The sequence below is a fragment of the Pseudomonas sp. HS6 genome, from assembly GCF_023375815.1.
In the GTDB taxonomy this organism is placed as follows: Bacteria; Pseudomonadota; Gammaproteobacteria; order Pseudomonadales; family Pseudomonadaceae; genus Aquipseudomonas.
The window spans coordinates 6264641-6288140 of the sequence record NZ_CP067412.1; the positions used below are offsets into that span (position 1 = coordinate 6264641).

20 protein-coding genes and 1 pseudogene are annotated in these 23500 nt (G+C 60.1%); 13 read left to right on the forward strand and 8 right to left on the reverse strand.

Going from position 1 to position 23500, the window contains the following annotated elements:
• Positions 1-942, reverse strand: a complete 942-nt coding sequence (gene cyoA / locus JJN09_RS28340; protein ID WP_249484761.1) for a ubiquinol oxidase subunit II — start codon at positions 940-942, stop codon at positions 1-3.
• Positions 943-969: 27 nt separating this feature from the next.
• Between cyoA and JJN09_RS29740 the strand changes: the two are divergent.
• Positions 970-1271: pseudogene (locus JJN09_RS29740) on the forward strand (hypothetical protein).
• Between the two features lie 494 nt (positions 1272-1765).
• Here JJN09_RS29740 and JJN09_RS28345 read toward each other — a convergent pair.
• The 3 genes from JJN09_RS28345 to hmpA all read right to left on the reverse strand — a co-directional run bounded on the left by JJN09_RS28345 (position 1766) and on the right by hmpA (position 4277).
• Positions 1766-2275, reverse strand: coding sequence for a disulfide bond formation protein B (locus JJN09_RS28345; RefSeq protein WP_249484763.1), 510 nt, complete (start codon positions 2273-2275; stop codon positions 1766-1768).
• A 25-nt stretch (positions 2276-2300) separates the two neighbouring features.
• A complete protein-coding gene (locus JJN09_RS28350; protein WP_249484765.1) occupies positions 2301-2861 on the reverse strand; it encodes an ester cyclase in 561 nt (186 codons plus the stop codon).
• A gap of 234 nt (positions 2862-3095) precedes the next feature.
• A complete protein-coding gene (gene hmpA, locus JJN09_RS28355) occupies positions 3096-4277 on the reverse strand; it encodes an NO-inducible flavohemoprotein (protein WP_096822813.1) in 1182 nt (393 codons plus the stop codon).
• A 163-nt stretch (positions 4278-4440) separates the two neighbouring features.
• Between hmpA and norR the strand changes: the two genes are divergently transcribed.
• From norR to JJN09_RS28380, 5 genes are all read left to right on the forward strand, one after another.
• Positions 4441-5997, forward strand: coding sequence for a nitric oxide reductase transcriptional regulator NorR (gene norR / locus JJN09_RS28360; protein ID WP_249484767.1), 1557 nt, complete (start codon positions 4441-4443; stop codon positions 5995-5997).
• Between the two features lie 360 nt (positions 5998-6357).
• Positions 6358-7260: a chemotaxis protein CheV gene (locus JJN09_RS28365; protein ID WP_096822815.1), complete on the forward strand. Its 903-nt coding sequence runs from the start codon at positions 6358-6360 to the stop codon at positions 7258-7260.
• A gap of 27 nt (positions 7261-7287) precedes the next feature.
• The gene (locus JJN09_RS28370) at positions 7288-7746 is read left to right on the forward strand and encodes a GNAT family N-acetyltransferase (protein WP_249490864.1); all 459 of its coding nucleotides are present in this window, start codon (positions 7288-7290) and stop codon (positions 7744-7746) included.
• Positions 7747-7916: 170 nt separating this feature from the next.
• On the forward strand, positions 7917-8234 hold the full coding sequence (locus JJN09_RS28375; protein WP_249484768.1) for a hypothetical protein: 318 nt from the start codon (positions 7917-7919) through the stop codon (positions 8232-8234).
• Between the two features lie 87 nt (positions 8235-8321).
• Positions 8322-9071 carry a YkgJ family cysteine cluster protein gene (locus tag JJN09_RS28380; protein WP_249484770.1) on the forward strand — a complete coding sequence of 250 codons (750 nt, stop codon included), beginning with the start codon at positions 8322-8324 and terminating at the stop codon, positions 9069-9071.
• Here the strand turns inward: JJN09_RS28380 and JJN09_RS28385 are convergent.
• From JJN09_RS28385 to JJN09_RS28395, 3 genes are all read right to left on the reverse strand, one after another.
• On the reverse strand, positions 9068-10657 hold the full coding sequence (locus JJN09_RS28385) for a PAS domain-containing methyl-accepting chemotaxis protein (protein ID WP_249484771.1): 1590 nt from the start codon (positions 10655-10657) through the stop codon (positions 9068-9070). The genes JJN09_RS28380 and JJN09_RS28385 overlap by 4 nt on opposite strands.
• Before the next feature lie 139 nt (positions 10658-10796).
• The gene (locus JJN09_RS28390) at positions 10797-11024 is read right to left on the reverse strand and encodes a hypothetical protein (RefSeq protein ID WP_249484773.1); all 228 of its coding nucleotides are present in this window, start codon (positions 11022-11024) and stop codon (positions 10797-10799) included.
• Positions 11025-11158: 134 nt separating this feature from the next.
• Positions 11159-11518, reverse strand: coding sequence for a DUF6124 family protein (locus JJN09_RS28395; RefSeq protein ID WP_249484775.1), 360 nt, complete (start codon positions 11516-11518; stop codon positions 11159-11161).
• A 947-nt stretch (positions 11519-12465) separates the two neighbouring features.
• Here JJN09_RS28395 and JJN09_RS28400 point away from each other — a divergent pair.
• The 7 genes from JJN09_RS28400 to JJN09_RS28430 all read left to right on the forward strand — a co-directional run bounded on the left by JJN09_RS28400 (position 12466) and on the right by JJN09_RS28430 (position 22281).
• Complete coding sequence (locus JJN09_RS28400; RefSeq protein WP_249484777.1) at positions 12466-13626, forward strand: efflux RND transporter periplasmic adaptor subunit; 1161 nt, start codon at positions 12466-12468, stop codon at positions 13624-13626.
• Positions 13623-16724: a multidrug efflux RND transporter permease subunit gene (locus JJN09_RS28405; RefSeq protein ID WP_249484779.1), complete on the forward strand. Its 3102-nt coding sequence runs from the start codon at positions 13623-13625 to the stop codon at positions 16722-16724. The genes JJN09_RS28400 and JJN09_RS28405 overlap by 4 nt, the downstream gene beginning before the upstream one ends.
• A gap of 8 nt (positions 16725-16732) precedes the next feature.
• Positions 16733-17410, forward strand: coding sequence for a heavy metal response regulator transcription factor (locus tag JJN09_RS28410; RefSeq protein WP_053123617.1), 678 nt, complete (start codon positions 16733-16735; stop codon positions 17408-17410).
• Entirely contained in the window at positions 17400-18764 is a 1365-nt protein-coding gene (locus JJN09_RS28415; RefSeq protein ID WP_249484781.1) for a heavy metal sensor histidine kinase, read from the forward strand. The genes JJN09_RS28410 and JJN09_RS28415 overlap by 11 nt, the downstream gene beginning before the upstream one ends.
• 165 nt (positions 18765-18929) lie before the next feature.
• Complete coding sequence (locus JJN09_RS28420) at positions 18930-19151, forward strand: hypothetical protein (protein ID WP_249484783.1); 222 nt, start codon at positions 18930-18932, stop codon at positions 19149-19151.
• A 196-nt stretch (positions 19152-19347) separates the two neighbouring features.
• Positions 19348-20664 carry an OprD family porin gene (locus JJN09_RS28425; RefSeq protein ID WP_249484784.1) on the forward strand — a complete coding sequence of 439 codons (1317 nt, stop codon included), beginning with the start codon at positions 19348-19350 and terminating at the stop codon, positions 20662-20664.
• A 111-nt stretch (positions 20665-20775) separates the two neighbouring features.
• The gene (locus tag JJN09_RS28430; protein WP_249484786.1) at positions 20776-22281 is read left to right on the forward strand and encodes a sensor domain-containing diguanylate cyclase; all 1506 of its coding nucleotides are present in this window, start codon (positions 20776-20778) and stop codon (positions 22279-22281) included.
• A 200-nt stretch (positions 22282-22481) separates the two neighbouring features.
• Here JJN09_RS28430 and lpxC read toward each other — a convergent pair whose 3' ends face one another.
• Positions 22482-23393: a UDP-3-O-acyl-N-acetylglucosamine deacetylase gene (gene lpxC / locus JJN09_RS28435; protein WP_007916984.1), complete on the reverse strand. Its 912-nt coding sequence runs from the start codon at positions 23391-23393 to the stop codon at positions 22482-22484.
• Positions 23394-23500: the final 107 nt, after the last annotated feature.

Below are 23500 nucleotides of genomic sequence, written 5' to 3' on the forward strand. Positions count from 1 at the left end.
TTACTCCTCTGCCCCGGCAGCTGAATGCGAATTCGAGTCCATTTCCGTTGCCGCCACTTCTTTCTCTTTCTTCTCGTGCTTCAGTGGCTTGCCCGGTTTCATGCCCTCGTACTTGTCGACGATGATCTGGAACTGGTTCGGCGTGACCGAGGAGTAGAGCTCGACTGGGTTGTTCTGGCTTGGCTTGGAAAGGGCTGCGTATTCAGCTTGATCAAGCTGTTTAGGTGCCTTTTTGACTTCACTTACCCAGGCGTCGAAATCTTCCTGAGAAGTTGCGATCGCTTTGAATTTCATGCCGGTGAAACCAGCACCGCTGTAGTTGGCGGAGATACCGTCCATTTCAGCGTTACGGTCGGCGATCAGGTGCAGTTTGGTCTGCATGCCCGCCATCGCGTAGATCTGGCCGCCCAGGCCCGGGATGAAGAACGAGTTCATCACGGCGTCGGAGGTGATCTTGAAGTTGATTGGCGTGTGCGCCGGGAACACGATCTTGTTGACCGTGGCAATGCCTTGTTCCGGGTAGATGAACAGCCACTTCCAGTCCAGCGCGACCACTTCGATGGTCACAGGCTTGACGTCGGATTCGATCGGACGATAAGGGTCCAGCTCGTGGGTCGACTTATAAGTGATGTAACCCAGAGCGATGATGATCAGGACCGGAATGGTCCAGACCGCCACTTCGATCTTGGTCGAGTGCGACCATTTCGGGGTGTAGACGGCGTTCTGGTTGGAGGCGCGGTACTTCCAGGCGAACAGGAAGGTCATGATGATGACCGGCACAACGACCAACAGCATCAGCAGCGTGGCGGTGATGATCAGGTTGCGCTGTTCCAGGCCGACCTGGCCCGTTGGATTGAGCAAGGTCATGTTGCAGCCTCCCAGCAACAACGTGCCGAGCAGCGGCACTAGGCCTAGTAATCTGGGGTACCTGTTTTTACTCATCTCACGACCTCTAAAGCAGCTTGCGCAATGCAGTTGGGTTTTGATCGCCAACACTTCACCCTGCCAAGGGTTGGCATTTTCTTTGGATTGAATAAGGGCCGCCCGTCGCGCGTCAGACGCTCGACAAATCCTGGGACAGCGGTCAGTTCTTATTCGAATTCGTGGTCAAAGGCCTTGTTACAGACCAATTCCATTTGGTGCGGAAAGTTGGAAGGCACCGACACCTGGGTGTCTCGCAAGCCTTTCGGCCGCTCGACACCCGACTTCCTGCTCGGTTCCTTATAAAGGCCGAACAGTGCCGGGAATTCAGTGCGGGCGATTGTAGATAGGTAGCGCCCTATACACCATGTCTTATCCCGAAATAATTTTTATCCGTTCGAGCAACAATCCATCACCATTTTTGCAAAAGTTCCGCATGTTATCGAAATCGATTCTCAACAAAAACACCAAAAAATGTAGGTCTATCGGCCTCAGTTCAGACAGCTCCGAAAGCATTTTCTGACGTCGCGATCCGCGCAAAGCCCGATACCCCAAGGCTTTTGGCCATATGCCAGCGTCTGTTAAAACTGCCTGCTCCGGCACACGCGTGCAAAAACAGACAAACGCTGAAACAGACCAATCCTTTTTTGTAACAGCGCACCAATCCGTGCCTGTGAAAGGAGCTGCGACACGGCGCGTGTGACAACATGTCGCACACCTGTCGCACCCTCCCTTGCCGTTCGTCACGGTGTTTTCACAAAGACCCTGAAATGCAAAACGCCCCGATTTCCGTAACCGCAAATCGGGGCGTTTGTTTTATCGGCGCAGGGGCCGAAAAGTTGACTCAGCGCAGTGCTTTTCGGTTACGCGAGGTCAGCAGCGGCACCAGGATCACCACCAGCACGAAGGCCACCAGTGCCCATTGCGCCAGCGACAGACCTAGGATCGGCGGGTACGGCGTCGAGCAGAAACCGTCTACCTGAAAGCCCAGCGGAAAGATCTTCGCCAGCGGCAGATCATCGACAATCGGCTGCAGCACGTCGATGCCGCAGCTCACTGCCGGGTAGAACTGAGTGAACACGTGATGACCGGCGACACCGGCCCCGGCAATCGCGCAGATCACCACCAGTACTTCGAACACGGTGATGCTGCGGCGGGTGCGCATGGCCGCGCCGATGAACGCGAACAGCGCGATCAACAGCAGTGCATAACGCTGCAGGATACACAGCGGGCAAGGAGCCTCGCCCAGCACGATCTGCATGTACAACGCGCCGCCGATCAGCGCCAGGCAGATGATGCCCAGCAGCACCAGAAAGCGCCGCTCACGTCCCAATCGAATCGTTTCCTCGCTCATCGCGTTTCCCTTTCATGTCCATGGTTCAGCTGGCCGGCGGCTGCGTTTGCAGTTGCGCCATCAGGCTGATGTTGTCTTCGATATGCCAATTGGCCGCGATGCGACCGTTGTCGATCTGATAGATATCGGTTGCCCGGAAGTCTACACGCTGCCCCTGCCCTTTGAGAGCCTTGAACGTACCGGTGAAATGCCCGCGAAAGTGCAGATGCACCACCACGCGATCACCGGCGACGATCATTTGTTCGATCTCGCAGCTCAAGTCCGGCACTGCCGTGCGAAAGAAATTCGACGCCAGCAGCGGTCCCGTCGGCCCTTGCACCCTTCCTTCCGGCGGGGTCTTGTCGACAAACTGCGGCGACAGGGCTGCGGTGGCCAACGCCTCTTCGCCACTGTTCCAGAAACTGCCATAACGCCGCGCCGCCAGTTGCATTGCATCACGCTGCGCCTTGGGCAGGCTCTGATCAACGATGAGGGTCTGCGGCTGGATCAACGCGGATTCGGCAAAGGCAAACGGACTGGACAGCAAGGCAACCGACAGGCCCAAAGTGGCCAGGCTGAAACGGCGGGAGAAAGCGAAGTGCGACATGGGGGCGATCCTGATCATGTAAACGAACGAGCGCCTATCATCAGCATCGGGGAATAAACGATAAACCGGTTAAGAAACGATTAACCTTTAAACAGAATTTAAGAATCAGGACCGTATAACGGCCAATCGCTGGCAAGCCAGCTCCCACAAGGATCGGTGTCGTATACGCAATCTGTGAACGACACCGAACCTGTGGGAGCGGGCTTGCCCGCGATGAGGGCGACCGGTTTCAGATCACTCCAGAGCAGCCGCCGGCCCGAAGAACTCATAACGGCTTTGTTTCTCCGGCACACCCAGTGCCTTCAGATGACGCTTGATCGCCCCCATGAAGCCTTTCGGTCCAAGGAAGTAGGCGTCCACATCACGCTGCGCCGGCAGCCACTCGCCCAGTTGCTCCTGGCTCAACAGCCCGACCTTGTCCGCCGCCGGGCTCACACCGTCATCTTCGGCATAGCAATAGAAGCGCTTGAGCTGCGGATGACGCTCGGCCAGCCCGTCGATCCAGTCACGGAACGCATGCACGCTGCCATTGCGCGCGCAGTGAATGAAATGCACCGGACGCTCGGTTTCCAGCGCTGCTTCCAGCATGGCCAAAGTCGGGGTGATGCCGACGCCGCCGCTGATCAGCACCAGCGGTTTGTCGCTGGCAGTCAGGGTAAATTCGCCCGATGGCGGGAACAGTTGAATGCTCGCGCCGACGTGCAGTTGATCGTGCAGGTGATTGGAGGCACGGCCGCCCGGTTCGCGTTTGACGCTGATGCGGTACTGGCCTTTGTTGGCCAGGGCTGACAGTGAGTAATTGCGGCGGATTTCTTCTCCGTCGAGCACCAGCTTCATGCCGATGTACTGCCCCGGCTCGGCTGCGAGGATCGGGCCTTTGTCCGCTGGCTCGAAGTAGAAGGAAATGATTTCCGCACTCTCCTCGACCTTGGCCGCGACGATGAACTCCCGCGCCCCGCGCCAGCCACCGACGGCTTGTTCTTTCTGGTCATAGATGGCGGTTTCGGCGCCGATCAGAATGTCGGCCAACTGGCCATAAGCGGCACCCCAGGCACTCATCACTTCCGGCGTAGCGATTTCTTCGCCGAGCACTTCAGAGATGGCACGCAGCAGGCAGGTGCCGACGATCGGGTAGTGTTCCGGCAGAATCTGCAACGCCACGTGCTTGTTGATGATCTTGGCCACCAGGTCGCCCAACTGGTCAAGCTGATCGATGTGACGGGCGTACATCAACACGCCGTTGGCCAGCGCACGAGGCTGGTCACCGCTAGCCTGGTGAGCCTGGTTGAACAACGGGCGGACCTCCGGGTACTCGGAGAGCATCATGCGGTAGAAATGGGTGATCAGCGCTTCACCGCCGCTTTCCAGCAGAGGCACAGTGGATTTGACGATGGCACGATCCTGGACGCTAAGCATAAGGGTGACTCCTGAGCTTTCTCTAAAAGTGCCTTAACCGTTTCAGTTATCGTGCCAACTAATTTATCTATATAAATCAATGACTTGAAATTTATGTAGTCAGATCGACACAAGCCACTCTATAGTCGCTTCGACTACAACGCGTCTCTTTGACTACAAAACCATGTCCGCCAAATCCCTGCTGACCGCCCTGCTCCCACTGGTTTCCGACCTGTCCCGCGAACTGCCCGAAGGCGAGCGCTATCGGCGCCTGCTTGAAGCCATGCGCGCCCTGCTGCCATGCGACGCCGCCGCACTGTTGCGCCTCGATGGCGAATGGCTGGTGCCGCTGGCCGTGGACGGCTTGAGCACCGACACCCTCGGCCGCCGCTTCAAGGTCAGCGAACACCCGCGCTTTGAAGTGCTGTTGGCCGGCGAAGGGCCGACCCGTTTTGCTGCCGACAGTGAATTGCCCGACCCCTATGACGGACTGGTTGACGGCCTCGACGATCACCTCGAAGTTCACGACTGCCTCGGTTGCCCACTGTTCGTCGATGAAAAACTCTGGGGGCTGATCACCCTCGATGCACTCGATCCCGAGCGTTTCGAACCGATCGAACTCGACGCCCTGCAAGCCTTTGCCAGCCTCGCTTCGGCCACGGTCAACGCCGCCGAACGCATCGAACGTCTGGCGATTCGCGCCGAAGACGAGCACCAACGCGCCGAGGTCTATCGCCAGGCCAGCGGTCAGCAGAACCGCGAAATGATCGGCCAGAGCAAGGCTCATAAACGGCTGGTGGAAGAAATCAATCTGGTCGGCGGTAGCGACCTCACCGTGCTGATCACCGGGGAAACCGGGGTCGGCAAGGAGTTAGTGGCCCAAGCAATCCACGCTGCTTCCAAGCGCGCCGACAAACCGATCATCAGCCTCAACTGCGCGGCCCTGCCGGACACGCTTGTGGAAAGCGAACTGTTCGGTCACGTGCGCGGCGCCTTCACTGGCGCCACCGGCGACCGGCGCGGCAAGTTCGAACTGGCCAATGGCGGCACGCTGTTTCTCGATGAAGTCGGCGAATTGTCGCTGACCGTCCAGGCCAAACTGTTGCGGGTTTTGCAGAGCGGCCAGTTACAACGTTTGGGGTCGGACAAGGAACACCAGGTCGACGTGCGCCTGATCGCCGCGACCAACCGCGACCTGGCCGAAGAAGTGCGCAGCGGCCGTTACCGCGCCGACTTCTACCATCGCTTGAGTGTGTACCCGTTGAGGGTGCCGGCGCTGCGTGACCGGGGCCGAGATGTGCTGCTGCTCAGTGGTTACTTCCTGGAGCAGAACCGCTCGCGCATGGGCCTCAACAGCCTGCGCCTGAACAGCGACGCGCAAGAAGCGCTGCTTGCCTACACCTGGCCGGGCAATGTGCGGGAACTGGAACACCTGATCGGCCGCAGCGCGCTGAAGGCGCTGGGCAACTGCAAGGTGCGGCCGAAGATTCTCAGTTTGAGTGCGATGGATCTCGATCTGCCGCGTGAGGTTGTGGATAACTCGCCGGTGCCGTCCGAAGCGACCGCCGCCCTGCCATTGATCAGCGGGGATCTGCGTGCAGCCACCGAGCAGTATCAGCGGCAGTTGATCAGTGCCGCGCTTGAGCGTAACCGGGACAACTGGGCCAGTGCGGCGCGTGAACTGGGGTTGGACCGGGCGAATTTGGGCAGGATGGCGAAGCGGTTGGGGATGAAGGGCTGATATGTGCTTCAAGATCAAAAGCACCCTCATCGGAACGCCGCCCGCCCAGCCCTCTCCCGGAGGGAGAGGGAGCCGACCGAGTCGTCTTGCGCCATACGCCGACCTGAAAGACTGAGTCGATTATGGATTCAACAATGCACTTTCAGGTCGGTGTAGCTCTGAAGCATCCCGCATTCGGCCCCCTCTCCCTCCGGGCGGTCCGACGTTTCGGGAGGGCTGGGGTGAGGGCCATCGATCCAACTGACACACCACCACCCGACAACTAACCTAAAGCCCAACCTTTTGACGCCGATAACCCGGCATCAATAGTTTCTGGCGATTTCCACCCTCGCCCACCACCTTTTTCCACAGAAGGTTTTTATGTCTTCCAACAAAGCCCGCGCAGATTCACTTTCGCTTCTGCTGTTTACCTTGCGCAGCGGCAAGCTGATGGCGATCAACCTGCTGAAAGTCAGTGAAATCATCCCCTGCCCGCCGCTGACCAAGCTGCCGGAATCGCACCCGCACGTCAAAGGCATCGCCACCCTGCGCGGCGCCTCGCTGTCGGTGATCGACCTGAGCCGTGCCATCGGCGAGCGTCCGCTGGAAGACCCGAACGGCGGCTGCCTGATCGTCACCGACGTCAGCCGTTCGAAACAGGGTCTGCACGTGCAGGCGGTGAGCAAGATCGTGCATTGCCTGACCACCGACATCAAACCGCCGCCGTTCGGTTCCGGCGGTTCCCGCGCCTACATCACCGGCGTGACCTCGGTCGACGGCACGCTGGTACAGGTGCTGGACATCGAAAAGGTCATCCACAGTATCGCCCCGGCGCAAATCGAAATGGCCCCGACCGACCTGAGCATGGAAGACGCCGAAGTGCTGGGCAACGCGCGGATTCTGGTGGTCGACGATAGCCAGGTGGCGCTCCAGCAATCGGTGCACACCCTGCGCAACCTCGGCCTGCAATGCCACACCGCCCGCAGCGCCAAGGAAGCGATCGACTGCCTGCTGGACCTGCAAGGCACGGCGCAGCAGATCAACCTGATCGTCTCCGACATCGAAATGTCCGAGATGGACGGCTACGCCTTCACCCGGACCCTGCGCGAGACCCCGGACTTCGCCCACCTCTACGTATTGCTGCACACCTCGCTGGACAGCGCGATGAACAGCGAAAAGGCCCGGCTCGCCGGGGCGAACGGGGTGCTGACCAAGTTCTCCTCGCCAGAACTGACCCACTGCCTGATCGAAGCGGCCAAACACGTCGCCGCCCACGGACACTGAGTCTTGAGCGAGACGTTCTGTTTTCTGATGCGGCGCGACCTGAGCCAGGACGTGCCGGCCATCGAATGGCCGAACGGCATCGAACTCACTACCTACAGCGCCGAAAGCGCATCCGCGGTGCATGAACTGATGCAAATCGGCTACCGCGAAGGTGGCGGCCGAGTGCCGGCGTTGGACGTCTGGCAACAGAGGTTTGAAAACGATCCGGAATACGATCCTGCACTGTGCTTCATCGCCAGCGATGCCGACGGCGTCGTCGGTGTGGCGCAATGCTGGACCAGTTCCTACATCAAGAATCTGGTGGTGCATCCCCGCGCTCAAGGTCTTGGATTGGGTCGAGCGTTGCTGCTTCACGCCTTCAAGGTGTTTCAGAGTCGGCGCGAAGGGTTTGTCGATCTGAAGGTGCTGGAAGACAACCATCGGGCGCAGCGCTTGTACGAAACGTCCGGAATGTATGTGGTTCGCCGGGAATTGGTGCCGGACTGACAGACCGCCATCGCTGGCAAGCCAGCTCCCACAGGTTTCCGGGTGTTTGCAAAATCTGTATACGCCAGCAATCCCTGTGGGAGCGGGCTTGCCCGCGATGACGGCCTCAAGACAACTTTTCCCGCTCAGGCATACTCCAACCTTGGCCTAAACCCAAGGATGCCCGAATCATGAAACGCCTCGCCCTCTCAGTGCTTTGCCTCATCGCCCCATTGGCCCACGCTTCCAGCCCCGACGCCTGGGCCGCCTACGACAAAGCCGTACTCGCCAGTTGCACCAAGGCCAGCGGCCTGAAAGACGCCAAACCGGTCGGCAACGCCGCGCAATTCGATGACCGCGTCGGTTACACCGCGCTGTTGCTGCAGGGCCAGTACCCGCAAAAACACATGAAGGGCCAGCAAGGCACCGAGCTGTGCCTGTACAACAAAAAGTCGAAAACCGCGTACGTCACCGAATGGGACTCGATCCGACCGACCGCCAAGCCCTGAGTGAATGGCGCACAACTTGCTTCAATCCAGGCCTGCATGGCGGCTTTACGTCGCCGTTTCACACCCTGATTGAAGATTGCCCGCTCAATGAATACGACGTTTTCCTGCGTAGGTTGCGGCAAATGCTGCACCGATCATCACGTGCCTCTGACGCTGGCCGAAGCCCGAATGTGGGCGGCTGACGGCGGTCAGGTGATCGTGCTGGTGGAGGCATTTCTCGCCAACGGCCTGGGCTTGCCGGTGCAACAGCGTGAACACGCAGAACGTCGTTCGGCGGTAGTGCGCAGCGGAAACTCTGACGCCCATGTGGCGATCACCTTCGCCGCCTACAACGTCGGCCCCTGCCGGAATCTTGACGAAGACAAGCTGTGCCGCATCTACGAACGCCGGCCGCTGGTGTGTCGCATCTATCCCGCCGAAATCAATCCGCACATCCCGTTGAACCCTGCCGCCAAGGACTGCCCGCCGGAATCGTGGGAACAGGGACCGGAACTGATCGTCGGTGGCGAACTGGTGGATCAGGAACTGGTGACGCTGATCCAGCGCTCCCGTCAGGCCGATCGCGATGACATCCGGACCAAGGATGCGATTTGTGGGTTACTCGGCATCCGCACCACGGCACTCAAGGGCGACGGGTTTACCGCGTACCTGCCGGACATGGGCGTGTTTGCCTCGGTGATCGATCAGGTCACCGCGCAGCCATTGAGCGAAGTGTCCAGTGAATGGCTGTTTCACCTCTCCGGTGATGATGTCGCCGGACAAGTGCTGGCGGCCGGGGCACAGGTGGTGACCGAACCGCCGCAGACTTACGCGTTCATTTCCCTGCGCGCGGCCTAGGATCCCTGCCGCCGCCCCCAGAACTCCCGCGCCAGCGAACGCAAATCCCCCGCCAGCCCCGCCACGTCTTGTGAGTTGAGCTGGCTCTGGCGCCCTTCATCCACCGTCAGTTCACACGCCGTGCGAATGCTGACGATGTTGCGGTTGATGTCCTCGCTTACTGCGCTTTGCTCTTCAACCGCTGCAGCAATCTGCAGGCTCATCTCGGTGATCTGCTCGACCCGGCCGCTGATACCGTCCAAGGCCCGGGCTGCGCGTTGCGCCTGTTCGACGCTGTTATCCACATGCTCGCTGCTCTGCTGCATCGCCAGCACCGCATCTCGCGCGCCATTTTGCAGGGTACTGATCATTCTCTGAATTTCATTGGTCGACTGCTGGGTGCGCTGGGCCAGACCCCGCACCTCATCGGCCACCACCGCAAACCCGCGCCCGGCATCCCCGGCCCGCGCCGCTTCGATCGCCGCGTTGAGCGCCAGCAGATTGGTCTGCTCGGCGATGCTGCGAATCACCTCCAGCACCCCGGAAATCTCGCTGCTGTGGCCTTCGAGTTGATGAATCACCTCGGTCGCCCTGCCCAACTCTTCCGCCAGACGCAACACCGCACTGCGACTCTCGCCGACCAACAGATGACCCTCACGGGTTTCCGTCCCCGCCATATCTGCCGCCACCGACGCCTGCTGCGCATGACTGGCAACTTCCGCCACACTGGCCGCCATCTGATGAATCGCCGCCGCCACCTGATCGGTTTCCGCCTGCTGCGCCAGCGTACTGGTGTGGCTACTGTGCAAATGATCCACCAGTTGCGCCGCATGCCCGGCCAGCCGCTGCGACGCATCGCCGATCCGCCCGACCACCGCGCCGACCTGGGCTTCGAGCATCTGCAAGGCGAACTCGATCTGCCCGAACTGATCCCGCCGCCCGGTATAAATGCCCTGGCTCAACGGATTGTCGGCAATCAGCCGCGCACGCTCGGTCAGACGCTCCAGCGGACGCAACAACCAGCCCACGCCCAAAGCACAGGCGCCACTGCCCGCCACCAGCGCAGCGGCTTCGACGCCCATGGACTCCGACCGCAGCCAGGCTTCAATCCCCAGCACCACCGCCAGCACCGAACTGGTCAACGCTATGATCCGCGCTTGCAACCCCAACACCGGCAGCCGCTGCCAACGCGACACACGCTCCCCACGCAACTGCGCGTAAGCCCGCTCCGCCGCAGCGATCTGTCGCGCATCCGGGCGCGTACGCACCGACTGAAACTCCACCGCCGCACCGTTCTGCGTAACCGGCGTGACATAGGCACTGACCCAATAGTGATCACCGTTCTTGCAACGATTCTTCACCAGCCCCATCCACGACCGCCCGCGCTTGAGCGTCTGCCACATATGAGCAAACGCCTGCGCCGGCATGTCCGGATGACGCAATAGGTTATGCGGCGTGCCCAGCAGCTCGTCACGGCTGTAACCGCTGATCTTGATGAAATCGTCGTTGGCGTAGGTAATCGCGCTGGTCAGATCGGTGGTCGAGAGAATGTTCGCATCCGGCGCAACATCGACATTGCGCCCGGTCACCGGGAGATTGATCTTCATGGAAAGCGCGCTCGTTTTATTGGAAAGAGTCGGCAGGGCTGCTGACTCTAAGCGCACTAACTGGTTAAACGTTGATCTGGCTCAGGAACTGAGCACTTAGCCATCACTGTGATCGAAAATCACAGCGACGGCCGAGGAATCAGCGTTTGCCCATCGAACGACGGGTGCCCGACGGCGCCACACCCGGGATCTTGGCATGACGGTCACCGTCCTTGCCCTTGAATTGCGGTTGCTTGGCGGCTTTGGCAGCGGCCAGGTCACCTGGCTTGAACGGAAACTTGAACGCAGGAATGGTCGGCTTGGTTTCGCCGGCCTCGGCCAGCTCTGCCGGCACATCGCTCACAGCGTTGTCGATTGGGGAAGTCATGAAAGCTCCGGGAAGCAAAAAGTCCGGCCCGGTGGATGAGCCGCGAAGGCGCGCAGTATACCTGCGCGCGCGGACTTTAAAGAGTCCCAAAAAGGGTACGACCGGTCCCTTTTTGGGACGGCTCGACTAACGGATCACGCCTGCGGATCAACCCGATCCAGCGCCCTGTTCACCGCCAGCTCGGCCAGCATGATGATCTGCTGGATTCCCAGCGCCGTGCTGCGCTGTGGGCCTGTGAGCTCATTGGCGAAATTGCACGCGATGGTACTGGCCGAGGCCAGGGATTCGCAGGCATTGGCCAGCAGGCTTTCGGTGTCGACGTTGGGAGTGACCATGTACATCGTGCTCGGGCGAGGCTTGGCAGGGTTGGGGCAGAGGTAATAATCGAGGGCGCGTTTGATGGCTTCGCGGTTACGGGCGAGGTCTTCGGCGCGCATGGCGTCTTCGAGTGGGGTGGGTGATTCGAGAGGTGGGTCGGGTACGGGCTTCGTCATTGAAATGTTCCTGTTCAATAGCCAGCACTCGTCGTTTCTCACGCGACGAGGTGGTGGCAGCTATGTGCGGAGTGAGAAACCGGTAGGAACAGATCCGGCCGGACCGAAGCCCGCCCGCACACAGCCGCCATAAAACATTGCAAGCAGCAGATAAGCCGGCGGCAATTATGGTGGTACTGATGATGGATTAACAGTTCCTAAGGGTTCTCACACCCGATCGCAGAGTTTTCTGCGACAGCCAAAGACTAGAGAGCGTGCTTCCGACGGACAACCTGAAAACGTTGTGGGAAGGGTCCGGAGTTGTTGTTGAAATTTAAACAACTTCAAGAGCTGCCCTCACCCTAGCCCTCTCCCGAAGGGAGAGGGGACTGACCGTGTTGTTTAAATGAAATACGCCGACGTGAAATACCGAGGTGAATTCAGGTTTAAAAAACAAGCAACTCAACTCCTGTTTCCACATCTGCTTCCTGCTCCTGCTTCCACCACTCAACACGATGAGCGTTAGCTCGAGTAAAGCTTTTGACTTGCCGGCCCCGTCGGAAGGCTGAGTGGAGGGATTCATCCGGGGGTGGGAGCGCAGCGACCGTTCGACGAAGTCGAACACATCGAGAGGAGGTGCAGCGAAGCAAACCGTAGGCGATGCTCCCGGATGAATCCCGGAACGAAGGAACGCCGAGCCACAGCGAGGCGCCGAACGCAGGGGCCAAGCCTTTTGGTTCCTTTTTGGCGTTTGAAAAAGGGACTCGCCGTAAGGGCGAAACCGCCAGCCGCAACACCCGCAAAAACGGATATACACACAACCCAAAAACAGCATGGTCGGCCCAAAGGCCGCCAAGCCAAAAGCCGAAACTGACAGCGCCGTCAGCTAGCCGTCACCCTCCTGACCCCCAAACAAGTTTATAAAGAACCAACCTGCCCAAACCCCGTCCCCCTGGCGCCCCACAAGCATGCAAATCCAGAAGAAAAAGGCCCTGCTCGCCACCCTGCTGATCGCCCTCGCAGCCGCCGGCCTGTGGTACGCGGTAAAACCCGCCCCGGCCAAACTGGCAACCCCCACCGCCATCCCGGTCAGGGTCGTCGCCGTCAGCGAAAAAGACGTCCCCCGCTACACCAGCGGCATCGGCTCGGTCCTCTCGCTGCACAGCGTAGTAGTACGCCCGCAGATCGACGGCATCCTCACCAAGCTTCTGGTCAAAGAGGGTCAATTGGTGAAACAGGGTGACTTGCTCGCTACCATCGACGACCGATCGATCCGCGCCAGCCTCGACCAGGCCCGGGCGCAACTGGGCGAAAGCCAGGCGCAACTGCAAGTGGCGCTGGTCAATCTCAAGCGCTACAAACTGCTCAGCGTCGACGACGGTGTATCGAAGCAGACCTACGATCAGCAACAGGCACTGGTCAACCAGCTCAAGGCCACCGCTCAGGGCAATCAGGCTTCAATTGACGCAGCGCAGGTACAACTTTCCTACACCCAGATTCGCTCCCCGGTCACCGGACGCGTCGGGATACGCACGGTCGACGAAGGCAACTTCCTGCGCATGACCGACACCCAGGGTCTGTTCACCGTGACTCAGATCGATCCGATCGCCGTCGAATTTTCCCTGCCCCAGCAAATGCTGCCGACCCTACAGGGCCTGATCAGCGATCCGCAGCGCGCACAGGTCAAGGCGTACATCGGCGCCGACACCGACGGCGAAACCGGCAACCTGCTCGGCGAAGGTCACCTGATCCTGATCGACAACCAGATCAACGCCAACACCGGCACCATCCGCGCCAAGGCCGAATTCGACAACCCCAATCAGAAGCTCTGGCCCGGCCTGCTGGTGACGGTAAAGATTCAGACAGCACTGGATAAAGATGCGCTGGTGGTCCCGCCCACCGTCGTACAACGCGGCCTCGACCAACACTTCGTGTACCGGGTCAACGGCGACAAGGTGGAAGCCGTGCAGGTGCAGATGGTTTACCAGGGCAGCGGCCAGGACATCATCAAGGGCGTGAAACCCGGCGATGTATTGGTCAGTGATGGCCAGTCGCGGCTCAAACCCGGTTCGACCGTGCAGGTCATGAGCGAACCGCCGCAAGTGGTGCAAGCGGAGCCCAAGCCATGAAGCAGCACAAAGGCGTTTCGACCTGGTGCATCGATCACCCGGTGGCGACGATTTTGCTGACCATCGCGCTGGTGCTGGTCGGGGTGATTGCCTTCCCGCGCCTGCCGATTGCCCCGCTGCCGGAAGCGGAATTTCCGACGATCCAGGTCTCCGCCCAACTGCCCGGCGCCAGCCCGGACACCATGGCCTCGTCCGTGGCCACGCCGCTGGAGGTGCAATTCAGCGCCATTCCCGGCATGACCCAGATGACCTCCAGCAGTGCGCTGGGCTCCAGTCTGCTGACCCTGCAATTCACCCTCGACAAGAGCATCGACACCGCCGCCCAGGAAGTGCAGGCCGCGATCAACACCGCCGCCGGCAAACTGCCGAAAGACATGCCGACCCTGCCGACCTGGAAGAAGGTCAACCCGGCGGACAGCCCGGTGTTGATCCTCAGCGTCAGCTCGACCCAGATGCCCGGCACCGAACTCAGTGACCTGGTGGAAACCCTGCTGTCGCGTCAGATCAGTCAGATCGATGGTGTAGGCCAGATCAACATCACCGGTCAGCAACGTCCGGCGATTCGCGTGCAGGCCTCGGCGGACAAACTGGCGGCCATCGGCCTGACCCTCGCCGACATACGTCTGGCGATCCAGCAGACCAGCCTCAACCTCGCCAAAGGTGCGTTGTACGGCGAGTCGAGCATTTCCACCCTGTCGACCAACGACCAGTTGTTCCACCCCGAGGAATACAGCCAGCTCATTGTTTCCTACAAGGACGGTGCACCGGTTCACCTGAAAGATGTCGCCAAAGTCGTCAACGGTTCGGAAGATGCCTACGTGCAAGCGTGGGCCGGCGATCAACCGGGGGTGAACCTGGTGATCTCCCGCCAACCCGGGGCCAACATCGTCGAGACCGTGGATCGCATTCAAGCCGCCCTGCCCGGCCTCGAAGCCATGCTGCCGGCCTCGGTGCAGGTCAAGGTATTGATCGACCGCACCCAGACCATTCGCGCTTCGCTGCATGAAGTGGAAATCACCCTGCTGATTGCGATCCTGCTGGTGGTGGCGGTAATGGCGCTGTTCCTGCGCCAATTGTCGGCGACGATGATCGTGTCCGCGGTGCTCGGCGTGTCGCTGACCGCCAGTTTCGCCTTGATGTACCTGCTCGGCTTCAGCCTGAACAACCTGACGCTGGTGGCCATCGTGGTGGCGGTCGGGTTCGTCGTCGACGATGCCATCGTGGTGGTGGAGAACATTCACCGTCACCTGGAAGCCGGCGACAGCATGCGCGAAGCGGCGGTCAAGGGCGCCGGCGAGATCGGTTTCACCGTGGTCTCGATCAGTTTCTCGCTGGTGGCCGCGTTCATTCCGCTGCTGTTCATGGGCGGCGTGGTCGGGCGTTTGTTCAAGGAATTCGCCCTGACGGCCACCTCGACCATCATGATTTCCGTGGTGGTGTCGTTGACGTTGGCGCCGACACTGGCGGCGCTGTTCATGCGCAAACCGGTGCACCACGCCCATGACAAACCGGGTTTCAGCGAACGCCTGCTCGGCTGGTACGAAAAAGGCCTGCGCCGCGCCCTCGCCCACCAGAAACTGATGATCGCGGTGTTTGGTGTTTCGGTGGCGATGGCCATTGGCGGTTACATCTTTATCCCCAAAGGCTTCTTTCCGGTGCAGGACACCGGTTTCGTCCTCGGCACCACCGAAGCCGCCGCCGATATTTCCTACAGCGACATGGTGAAAAAGCACTTGGCAATGGCCGAAATCGTCGCCGCCGACCCGGCCGTGCAGGCGTTTTCCCATTCGGTCGGCGTGTCCGGCAGCAACCAGACCATCGCTAACGGCCGCTTCTGGATCGCCCTGAAAAAACGCGGTGATCGCGATGTTTCCGCCAGCCAGTTCATCGACCGCATCCGCCCGCAACTGATGAAAGTCCCCGGCATCGTGCTTTACCTGCGCGCAGGCCAGGACATCAACCTCAGCTCCGGCCCGAGCCGTGCGCAGTATCAATACGTGCTCAAGAGCAACGACGGGCCGACGCTCGCCACCTGGACCCAGAAACTCACCGAAAAACTGCGCAGCAACCCGGCGTTCCGCGACATTTCCAACGACCTGCAACTGGGCGGCAGCATCACCCACATCAGCATCGACCGCAGCGCCGCCGCGCGATTCGGCCTGACGGCGAGTGATGTCGACGAGGCGCTGTACGACGCCTTCGGGCAGCGGCAGATCAACGAGTTCCAGACCCAGGTCAACCAGTACAACGTGATTCTGGAACTGGACACCAAACAGCGCGGCAAGGCTGAAAGCCTCAACTATTTCTACCTGCGCTCGCCACTGAGCGGAGAAATGGTGCCGCTGTCGGCGCTGGCCCGATTCGACGCGCCAACCATCGGCCCGCTGTCCATCGCTCACGACGGCATGTTCCCGGCCGCCAACCTGTCGTTCAACCTGGCGCCCGGCGTGGCGTTGGGCGACGCGGTCATCCTGCTCAATCAGGCCAAGGCCGAGATCGGCATGCCGACCGCAATCAGCGGTAACTTCCAGGGTGCGGCCCAAGCATTCCAGAGTTCGCTGGCCAGCCAGCCATGGCTGATTCTGGCGGCGCTGGTGGCGGTGTACATCATTCTCGGTGTGCTCTATGAAAGCTTTGTCCATCCGCTGACGATCATCTCGACCCTGCCAGCAGCAGGCCTTGGCGCGGTGATCATGCTGTGGATCTGCGGCCAGGACTTTTCGATCATGGCTTTGATCGGGCTGGTGTTGCTGATCGGCATCGTGAAGAAAAACGGCATCCTGATGATCGACTTCGCCCTTGAAGCGCAGCGTCATCGCGGGCTGTCGCCGCAAGACGCGATTTTCGAGGCGTGTATCACGCGGTTCCGGCCGATCATCATGACCACCCTCGCCGCCCTGCTCGGCGCCCTGCCGCTGATGCTCGGCTACGGCACCGGCGCTGAACTGCGCCAGCCGCTGGGGATCGCCGTTGTCGGCGGCCTGCTGGTCAGCCAGATGCTGACGCTGTTCACCACACCGGTCATATACTTGTGGCTTGAGCGGCTGTTCCACAAGCCCAAACCATCGCCCGTCGCGGCGCTGGCAACGACAGACTGAGGCGGGTCATGCGCGTTCTGATTATCGAAGACGAAGAGAAAACCGCGGACTACCTGCACCGCGGCCTGACGGAACAGGGTTACACCGTGGATCTGGCTCGCGACGGCATCGAGGGCCTGCACCTGGCGCTGGAAAGCGACTACGCGGTGATCGTTCTCGACGTGATGCTGCCGGGTCTCGATGGCTTCGGCGTACTGCGCGCATTGCGTGCACGCAAGCAGACGCCGGTGATCATGCTCACCGCCCGCGAACGGGTCGAAGACCGGATCCGTGGTTTGCGCGACGGTGCCGACGATTACCTCGGCAAACCGTTTTCCTTCCTCGAACTGGTGGCGCGCCTGCAAGCGCTGACCCGCCGCAGCGGTGGCCATGAACCGGTGCAGGTGAGCATCGCCGACCTGTGGATCGATCTGATCAGTCGCAAGGCCACCCGCGCCGGCACGCGACTGGATTTGACCGCCAAGGAGTTTTCACTGCTCAGCGTGCTGGCCCGGCGTCAGGGCGAGATCCTGTCGAAAACCGCGATTGCGGAAATGGTCTGGGACATCAATTTCGACAGCGACGCCAACGTCGTCGAGGTTGCGATCAAGCGTCTGCGAGCCAAGCTCGACGGGCCGTTCGACGAGAAACTGCTGCACACCATCCGTGGCATGGGTTATGTGCTGGAGAGCCGTGGTGTCCAGTAATTCAATCGCCCTGCGCTTGAGCGGGATGTTCACGCTGGTGGCGCTGCTGGTGTTTCTGTTGATCGGCGGTGCGTTGTATCAGCAGGTGGACAAGGGCTTGGGGCTGCTGCCGGAAGCCGAGCTGGACGCACGCTACAGCGTGCTCGAATCCACCGTCGGCCGTTACGGCACGCCCGAGCATTGGGTCAAGATCAACAGCAAACTCAAGCTGCTGGGCGAAGAAGACAAACGCATCAGTTTCTGGATCAGCAGCGGCGATCCGCAGTACGAGTACGGCAATTTCACCCCGCTGATTCGCGACTTCGCCAATGGCCCGCTAGGCATGCGTGACCTGCAATTGCCCGACCAGCCCTACCCGTTGAAAGTGCTGGTCAGCCAGTTCCCGGCCAAGGACCAACGCCCGCCGCTGCGCTTCATGATCGGCATCGACACCGAGACCTTTCACCAGACCCAGCACAATCTGCTGATCGCCTTGATCGGCCTGGCGATTGTCGGCGTGTTGATGGCTTCGGCGCTGGGTTACTGGGTGGCGCGGATCGGCCTCAAGCCGCTGATCAAACTGTCCCATGAAGCTCAAAGACTCGCACCACCGCTCAGAGCTGGACGCTTGCGTTTGTCGCCGCTGCCCCCGGAGCTTGAGCAGTTTGTCGACTCATTCAACTCGACGCTGGAACGGGTTGAACAAGCTTATTCGCGGCTCGAATCCTTCAACGCCGATGTCGCCCATGAACTGCGCTCACCGCTGACCAACCTGATCGGTCAGACCCAGGTCGCCCTGACGCGCGGGCGCTCCGCCGAACATTATTTCGAAGTGCTGCAATCCAATCTTGAAGAGCTGGAACGTCTGCGCTCGATCATCAACGACATGCTGTTTCTGGCCAGCGCCGATCAGGGCAGCAAGGCCACCAAACTGACCTCGACGTCACTCGCCGATGAAGTGGCGACCACCCTCGAATACCTCGACTTCATCCTCGAAGATGCGCAGGTCCAGGTTCGGGTGAGCGGCGACGCGCAGGTGCAGATCGAAATCGCCCATCTGCGCCGGGCCTTGATCAATCTGCTGAGCAATGCGGTGCAGCACACCGCACCGGGTCAGGTGATCGAAGTGCAGATCGCGGTCGAGGAGCATCAAGTCAGCATCGGCGTGGCCAACCCCGGTTCACCGATTGCCAACGAGCATTTGCCCCGACTGTTCGAGCGTTTCTACCGGGTCGATGCGTCGCGCAGTAACAGCGGCAATAACCATGGCCTGGGGCTGGCGATCGTCAAGGCGATTGCGCTGATGCATGGCGGTGATGTGTTCGTGCGCAGTGATCGCGGCATGAACACCTTCGGGATTCATTTGCCGGTCTGACCCCGCCCCGCATCACTCCCACGCTCTGTGTGGGAATGAACATCCCCTACTGATCTTTGCTTTTGCTGTAACAGTCATTTATGAAAATCACGCTGTTTCCCAACGCTCGGCAACCTTATCTTTGCCCGCACCAAACAGCACTTGCCAAGCAAGAAGGTTTTCAAGATGTCCAACAGTATGGGTATTGCCAGCGCTTTCGTTTTGTCCTCATTGATCCTGTCGCCGATGGCGATGGCTGAAGAATCCCAGACGTTTGTAGCGCAAAACGCCGCTCGCGCTCACGCATTCGAACAGCATCAGGCAGAAGTGATGGCCAAAGCCCAAGACGCCACGCAAGCCCCTCAGGCTGCAACTTCCCAGGCTCAGGCAGCCGAGAAAGACAGCTGAGTCGCGCACCGCACAAAGTTTCCCTCGACGCGGTTGTTTGGCTCTTCCCGTTCAACCGTCGTCCTTCCAGGCCGCTGATTTTCAGCGGCCTTTTTTCGTTGTGGTGTGCAAGCGGTCTGGTTCGTCTCTTACAATTAGAAACATCCCGCACCTCAAAACATTGAAGTGTCAGTTGACCCAAGGAGCTTTACCGCACGTGCGTTACCCAGTTCGCTTCACTCCGCTGTTCATTGCAATTGCCGCAACGATTGCCCCCGCCGCCCACGCCGCCGAACCCGAAAAAGAAGGTTTCGTCGAAGGCTCGAGCCTCAACCTCAACGCCCGCAACTACTACATGAATCGCAACCGCTTGCAGAAAGCGGACGACAACATCGAGTGGGGCCAGGGTTTCCTCGGCAAATTCCAATCGGGCTACACCGAAGGCACGGTCGGTTTCGGCATCGATGCCCACGCCATGCTCGGTCTCAAACTTGATGGCGGTGGCGGTACAGACAACTCCAGCATCCTGCCGGTCAGCGATGGCAACGGCAAAGCGCCGGGTTCGTTCTCCACCGCGGGCGGCACCTTGAAAATGCGCGCGTTCGATACCGAACTGAAGGCCGGTGACCTGTTCCTCACCAACCCGGTGATCGCCGGCGGTGAAAGCCGCATGCTGCCGCAGACCTTTCGCGGTGTCAGCCTGACCAACCACAGCTTCGACGGCTGGATGATCGAAGGCGGCCAGGCCAGCTTCACCAAACCGTACAACCAGAGCGGTCACAAACGCATCGGCACCTCGTACGGTACACTCGCCGAACACGATGACAGCCAGCACCTGAACTGGGCCGGCGTGGCCTGGAGCGGTGTCGAAGGCCTGACCAGCAGTCTGTATGCTTCCGAGCTGAAGGACATCTGGAACCAGTACTACTACGACCTCGACTACACCTGGGCGCTGAACGATCTGGTGACCCTCAACCCGGGCCTGCACTTCTATCACACGCAGGACACCGGCGACGCGTTGCTGGGCAACATCGACAACAACACCTACAGCCTGCATTTCACCGTCGGCATCGGCAGCCACAGCGTCACCGCCGCGTACCAGCGGGTCAACGGCAACACGCCGTTCGACTACATCAGTCAGGGCGACAGCATCTACCTCGACAACTCCCAGCAGTACTCGGACTTCAACGGCCCGAACGAGCGCTCGTGGAAACTCAAATACGCCTACGACTTCGCAGGCGTCGGCATGCCTGGCCTGACCTCGGCGGTATCGTACTCGCGCGGCACGCTGGACCTGACCAAGGTCGACCCGGACAGCAAGGGCTACGCCTCGTGGTACAGCGCCGAAGGTCGCAACGCCAAGCACTGGGAGCGCGACATCGACCTCAAGTACGTGGTGCAAAGCGGCCAGGCCAAAGACCTGGCGGTACGCCTGCAATGGGCGACCAACCGTGGCGGCAACGGTTACGGTGCACTGGACACTGACACAGATGAATACCGTGTGATCATCGACTACCCGATCAACGTCTTCTAAGATCGGCGCTACAGTAAGAAGGCCAGCCTGATGCGCTGGCCTTTTTCTTGCGTGTGCGGCAGCGACGTTTGTACAACTACGCTTATAAGACTCTTCAACCGATAACCCACCATGATCGCGAGCCGTACCCCACCCGCTGCGGGCAAGACCGGACGCCCCGAGTTGCTGTTGATCCTCGGCAGTCTGCTGAGCGTCATCGCGATTGTGTGCATCGTCACTTTTCTGCTGATTCGTGAGCACGCCAATGCTCAGGAATCGGCCACGCGCAGTGCCACCACCATCGCCCAACTGATCGATGCCGATGTGCTGCGCACCGTCGAACTGTATGACCTGACCCTGCAAGGCCTGATCGCCGCCGCCCAGCGCGACGACCTGAAAAACGTGTCGCCGCAGATCCGCCACCTGGCGCTGTTCGACCGCTCGACGACGGCGCGTTTCAAGGGTGACATCCTGCTGCTCGACAAACATGGGGAGGTCATCGCCGATTCCTCGCGGGTCGAACCGCTGCCGGGCAATTTCGCCGACCGCGACTACTTTCTCGCCCACGCTTTCAACCGCGACACCGGCATGTTCATCAGCCGCCCTTTCAAGCCACGCTGCGACTGCGACGACGCCAACCAGTGGCGCATCAGTTTCAGTCGGCGGATTTCCTCGGACACCGGTGAATTCCTGGGCGTCGCGGTGGCGTCGATGAAGCTCGATTACTTCGACCAGTTGTTCAACAGCCTCGACATCGGTGTCGACAGCACGCTGAACATCATCAACAACGACGGCATCCTGCTGGCCCAGAAGCCCTATCTGCAAAGCGATTCGATCGGCAAGAGTTTCGCCAACCGGCCCAATGTGGTGCGAATCCTGCGCGACCGCAGCGGCAATGGCAGTTTCAACAGCATCTCGAGCATGGATTATCAACAACGGCTGTACACCTACTCCCAGGTGGGCAATCTGCCGCTGAGGGTGATCGTGGCGCTATCAAGTGAGGAAGTGTTCGGGGCGTGGAAACGCACGGCCATTCTGATCAGTGGCGCCACCGGGGTGCTCTGCCTCGGCCTGTTGTGGCTGACCTGGCTGCTGGCCCGAGAGTTGCGTCTGCGGCAACGGGCCGAACATGAACTGGCGCAACTGGCGGCCACCGATGCCCTGACCGGCGTCGCCAACCGGCGGATGCTTGATCAAGCGCTGCGACACGAATGGTTTCGTGCCCAGCGCTCGGGCAAGGCGTTGTCGGTGCTGATGGTCGATGCCGATCACTTCAAGGCATTCAACGACCGGCATGGCCATCAGGCCGGGGATCAGGCACTGCGCGAACTGGCCAAGGTGATTACCGCCAATGTGCGGCGCCCGGCGGATCTGGTGGCGCGTTATGGCGGTGAAGAGTTCTCGGTGATCCTGGCCGAAACCGACAGCGTCGGCGCGCAACAGATTGCCGAGCATGTGCGGGCAGCGGTGGAACAGTTGCCGCGTCTGGAGGGGGATGAAATGCCGATGACGGTGAGCATCGGTATCAGCACCTGGACGGCGGCCAGCGAAATCAGTCTGGAACAGCTGATGTTTGCAGCGGACAAGGCGCTGTACCAGGCCAAGGAAGGTGGGCGGAATCGAGTCGTCGTGGCTTGACGGAGGCGGCCTTTCCGGACGCATCGCTGGCAAGCCAGCTCCCACAGAGTTTTTGCGGTGTACTGAGGATCTTTGGATAACTGGAGAGCCTGTGGGAGCTGGCTTGCCAGCGATGAGGCCGGTACAGGCAATGCAAAACCTGCAGGCATAAAAAAAGGCCACCCTAAGGTGGCCTTCAAAAAACTAGAGAGGTTTTTTACTTACACCGCCGCAACCGGGCGCATGTAAGAGATTGGTGCGGTGCTGGCGTCTTCGAACGTCACGACTTCCCAGGCATCTGTCTGCTCAATCAACTTGCGCAGCAGCTGGTTGTTCAGTGCGTGGCCGGACTTGAAGCCCTTGAACTCACCAATCAGGCTATTGCCCAGCAGGTACAAGTCGCCAATTGCATCGAGGATCTTGTGCTTCACGAATTCGTCTTCATAGCGAAGACCGTCTTCGTTCAGTACGCCATCGGCATCGACCACGATCGCGTTTTCAACGCTGCCGCCGAGTGCGAGGTTGTGCTTGCGCAGGTACTCGATGTCACTCATGAAACCGAAAGTACGGGCGCGGCTGACTTCTTTTACGAACGAAGTGCTGGAAAAATCCACGCTTGCACTTTGGGTGCGGTCCCGGAAAACCGGGTGATCGAAATCGATCTCGAAGCTCACCTTGAACCCTTCGAAAGGAACGAAAGTGGCGCGCTTGTCGCCGTCTTCCACTGTCACTTCACGCAGGATGCGGATGAATTTCTTGGCGGCGTCCTGTTCTTCCAGGCCTGCCGATTGAATCAGGAATACGAAAGGTCCTGCGCTACCGTCCATGATCGGGACTTCGGACGCGGAGAGCTCGACGTAGGCGTTATCGATGCCCAGGCCAGCCATGGCCGAGAGCAAGTGCTCTACCGTGTCCACTTTGACGTCGCCGTTAATCAGCGTCGTCGACATAGTGGTTTCACCGACGTTTTCCGCGCGGGCAGGAATCTGCACCACAGGGTCGAGGTCAGCGCGACAAAACACAATGCCAGTGTCGACAGGCGCAGGCTTGAGGGTCAGGTAGACCTTCTCCCCAGAGTGCAGGCCTACACCTGTGGCACGGATAATATTTTTCAGTGTGCGTTGTTTAATCATGGCTTGGGCCGCTTCAGCGCAAATTGCGAACTGGTATCAACAAAGGCTGGCGATGATAGCAGACCATGCCTTTGCTGAACACCAATCACCTTCATAGCCCTGATACA

Bases quoted from the DNA above. Each gene is read 5' to 3' on its own strand.
- cyoA (WP_249484761.1), bottom strand. From the start codon at position 942: ATGAGTAAAAACAGGTACCCCAGATTACTAGGCCTAGTGCCGCTGCTC.
- JJN09_RS28345 (WP_249484763.1), bottom strand. From the start codon at position 2,275: ATGAGCGAGGAAACGATTCGATTGGGACGTGAGCGGCGCTTTCTGGTG.
- JJN09_RS28350 (WP_249484765.1), bottom strand. From the start codon at position 2,861: ATGTCGCACTTCGCTTTCTCCCGCCGTTTCAGCCTGGCCACTTTGGGC.
- hmpA (WP_096822813.1), bottom strand. From the start codon at position 4,277: ATGCTTAGCGTCCAGGATCGTGCCATCGTCAAATCCACTGTGCCTCTG.
- norR (WP_249484767.1), top strand. From the start codon at position 4,441: ATGTCCGCCAAATCCCTGCTGACCGCCCTGCTCCCACTGGTTTCCGAC.
- JJN09_RS28365 (WP_096822815.1), top strand. From the start codon at position 6,358: ATGTCTTCCAACAAAGCCCGCGCAGATTCACTTTCGCTTCTGCTGTTT.
- JJN09_RS28370 (WP_249490864.1), top strand. From the start codon at position 7,288: ATGCGGCGCGACCTGAGCCAGGACGTGCCGGCCATCGAATGGCCGAAC.
- JJN09_RS28375 (WP_249484768.1), top strand. From the start codon at position 7,917: ATGAAACGCCTCGCCCTCTCAGTGCTTTGCCTCATCGCCCCATTGGCC.
- JJN09_RS28380 (WP_249484770.1), top strand. From the start codon at position 8,322: ATGAATACGACGTTTTCCTGCGTAGGTTGCGGCAAATGCTGCACCGAT.
- JJN09_RS28385 (WP_249484771.1), bottom strand. From the start codon at position 10,657: ATGAAGATCAATCTCCCGGTGACCGGGCGCAATGTCGATGTTGCGCCG.
- JJN09_RS28390 (WP_249484773.1), bottom strand. From the start codon at position 11,024: ATGACTTCCCCAATCGACAACGCTGTGAGCGATGTGCCGGCAGAGCTG.
- JJN09_RS28395 (WP_249484775.1), bottom strand. From the start codon at position 11,518: ATGACGAAGCCCGTACCCGACCCACCTCTCGAATCACCCACCCCACTC.
- JJN09_RS28400 (WP_249484777.1), top strand. From the start codon at position 12,466: ATGCAAATCCAGAAGAAAAAGGCCCTGCTCGCCACCCTGCTGATCGCC.
- JJN09_RS28405 (WP_249484779.1), top strand. From the start codon at position 13,623: ATGAAGCAGCACAAAGGCGTTTCGACCTGGTGCATCGATCACCCGGTG.
- JJN09_RS28410 (WP_053123617.1), top strand. From the start codon at position 16,733: ATGCGCGTTCTGATTATCGAAGACGAAGAGAAAACCGCGGACTACCTG.
- JJN09_RS28420 (WP_249484783.1), top strand. From the start codon at position 18,930: ATGTCCAACAGTATGGGTATTGCCAGCGCTTTCGTTTTGTCCTCATTG.
- JJN09_RS28430 (WP_249484786.1), top strand. From the start codon at position 20,776: ATGATCGCGAGCCGTACCCCACCCGCTGCGGGCAAGACCGGACGCCCC.
- lpxC (WP_007916984.1), bottom strand. From the start codon at position 23,393: ATGATTAAACAACGCACACTGAAAAATATTATCCGTGCCACAGGTGTA.